General features: G+C 72.6%; 1 protein-coding gene and 2 pseudogenes. All 3 read left to right on the top strand.

Going from position 1 to position 2,747, the window contains the following annotated elements; all coding sequences use genetic code 11:
* Window positions 1-141: 141 nt before the first annotated feature.
* Window positions 142-300, top strand: a pseudogene (locus AC2W7G_RS13205) (response regulator transcription factor); the annotation flags it as partial.
* A 64-nt stretch (window positions 301-364) separates the two neighbouring features.
* A complete protein-coding gene (locus AC2W7G_RS13200; RefSeq protein WP_485868842.1) occupies window positions 365-1,510 on the top strand; it encodes a YihY/virulence factor BrkB family protein in 1,146 nt (381 codons plus the stop codon).
* Window positions 1,511-1,564: 54 nt separating this feature from the next.
* A pseudogene (locus AC2W7G_RS13195) lies at window positions 1,565-2,747 on the top strand (DNA polymerase III subunit gamma and tau); the annotation flags it as partial.

Below are 2,747 nucleotides of genomic sequence, written 5' to 3'. Positions count from 1 at the left end.
CCGCGGGCGGGATGGTGTTCGGCGCCTCGCTCGCGGCGCGGGTGGTGGAGCTGTTCGCCGCCCGCGAGGGACGTCCCGAGCCGCACCCGTTCCCCGAGCTGACCGACCGGGAGCGGTCCGTGCTCGACCTGCTCGCGCGGCCGCAGCAACGACGCCATCGCGCGCGAGCTGTACGTGTCGGGCAAGACGGTGCGCAACCTCGTCTCGTCCGTCTACGCGAAGCTGCACGCCGCCGACCGGGCCGAGGCGATCGTGCGGGCCCGGGAGGCCGGCCTCGGGCGTTCCGACGGACGTCCTTGACGGGCGGAAACCGCGGCGGCGCGGCAGGGTGGATGGCGTAGTCCACCGAGGAGGTACCACTCGCATGAGCCTGCTGTCGCGACTCCGGCGGAAGAAGTCCGTGCACCGGCACGCCGCCGAGGAGGCCGAGCCGGAGGAGCGGTACGCCGAGAACGCCCCCGACCCCGACGACCCGCGCAAGCCGTCGTCCCCGATGGACCTGCAGAAGCGCTCGTGGGGCTACGTGGGCCGCAAGGTGATGCGCGAGTTCTCCGCCGACCAGGGCACCGACCTGGCCGCGGCGCTCACCTACTACTCGGTGCTGGCGCTGTTCCCCGGCGCGATCGCGCTGTTCTCGCTGCTCGGCGTCCTCGGGCAGGGCCAGCAGACCGCCGACGAGGTGGTCAAGGTGATCGGCCAGGTGGCGCCGCAGTCGGTCGTCGACTCCGTCCAGCCGACCATCGAGTCGTTCGCCACGTCCCCGGGTGCCGGCCTGGCCCTGGTCGTCGGCCTGCTGGGTGCGCTGTGGTCGGCGTCCGGGTACGTCGGCGCGTTCAGCCGGGCCATGAACCGGGTGTACGAGATCGAGGAGGGGCGCCCGATCTGGAAGCTGCGCCCGGTCATGCTGCTGGTGACGCTCATCGCCGTCGTGCTCTGCGCGGTCGCCCTGCTGGCCCTCGTGCTGACCGGCCCGGTGGCCGAGGCGGTCGGCGACTTCATCGGGCTGGGCGACACCGCGGTGCTCGTCTGGCAGATCGCCAAGTGGCCGGTGCTGCTGGTGGTCGTCGTCGTGATCGTGGCGATCCTCTACTACGCCACGCCCAACGTGAAGCAGCCGAAGTTCCGCTGGATCAGCGTCGGCGCCCTCGTCGCGATCCTGTCGTGGATCGTCCTGTCGGCCGCGTTCGGCCTGTACCTGGCCACGTTCGCGTCCTACAACAAGACGTACGGCTCGCTGGCGGGCGCGGTCATCTTCCTGCTGTGGCTGTGGCTGACCAACATCGCGCTGCTCATCGGCGCCGAGATCGACGCCGAGCTCGAGCGCACCCGCGAGCTGGAGGCGGGCCTGCCGGCCGAGGAGCAGATCCAGCTGCCGCCGCGCGACACCCGCAACATCGAGAAGGCGGCCGAGAAGGAGCTCGAGGACGTGGAGGCCGGCCGGGCCATCCGCGAGCACGCCGCCGCGGAGGCCGAGCAGGACGCCCGTCAGGAGTCCGAGCGGCGGGAGTGAGCCGTGCGCCACCGTCCCTGGCCCGGTGTCAGGGGCGGTGGCTAGGGTTTCGGTGTGGAAGCCGCCCCCCTCGCTCTGTACCGCCGCTACCGGCCCGAGTCGTTCGCCGAGGTCATCGGGCAGGACCACGTCACCGAGCCGCTGCGCCAGGCCCTGGCCAACAACCGGGTCAACCACGCCTACCTGTTCTCCGGCCCGCGCGGCTGCGGCAAGACCACGAGCGCCCGCATCCTGGCCCGCACGCTGAACTGCGAGAAGGCGCCGGTCGCCGAGCCGTGCGGCGAGTGCCAGAGCTGTCGCGACCTGGCCCGCGGCGGGCCCGGCAGCATCGACGTCATCGAGATCGACGCGGCCAGCCACGGCGGTGTCGACGACGCGCGCGACATCCGCGAGCGCGCGTTCTTCTCGCCGGTCTCCAGCCGCTACAAGGTCTACATCATCGACGAGGCCCACATGGTCTCGCCGCAGGGCTTCAACGCGCTGCTCAAGCTCGTCGAGGAGCCGCCGCCGCACCTGAAGTTCATCTTCGCCACGACCGAGCCCGACAAGGTCATCGGCACGATCCGCTCCCGCACGCACCACTACCCGTTCCGGCTGGTGCCGCCGCGCACGCTGGCCGACTACCTGCGCAAGCTCTGCGAGGCCGAGGGCGTCGCGCTCGACCCGAAGGCGCTGCCCCTGGTCGTGCGCGCCGGCGGCGGCTCCGTGCGCGACACGCTCAGCATCCTCGACCAGCTGCTCGGCGGCTCCGGCCCCGAGGGCGTCACCTACGACCTGGCCGTCGCGCTGCTCGGCTACACGCCCGACGCGCTGCTCGACGAGGTCGCCGACGCGCTGGCCGCACACGACGGCGCGTCCGTCTTCGGCGTCGTCGACAAGGTCATCGAGACCGGTCAGGACCCGCGCCGGTTCGCCGAGGACCTGCTCCAGCGCCTGCGCGACCTCATCGTCGTCTCGGCCGTCCCGGACGCGCTGACGTCCGGCCTGCTCGACGTGCCGCAGGACCTGGGGGAGCGGCTCCAGGGCCAGGCCAGCCGGTTCGGCAAGGCCGAGCTCGCCCGGGCCGCCGACATCGTCAACGCCGGGCTGCTCGAGTTCCGCGGCGCCACGGCGCCGGCGGTGCTGCTCGAGATCATGTGCGCCCGCATCCTGCTGCCCCGGCGCCCGACCACAGCGTCGAGGGGCGTCCACGCCCCGGCTCGACCGGCTCGAGCGCCGGCTCTCGATCGAGCCGCGC

Source organism: Aeromicrobium sp. PFPM2_SD2 (assembly GCF_057364525.1).
Note: the sequence above shows the minus strand (reverse complement) of the source record. Positions and strands in the feature narration are given on the sequence as shown.

Coding starts and splice junctions, on each gene's coding strand:
- AC2W7G_RS13200 (WP_485868842.1), top strand. CDS start 365: ATGAGCCTGCTGTCGCGACTCCGGCGGAAGAAGTCCGTGCACCGGCAC.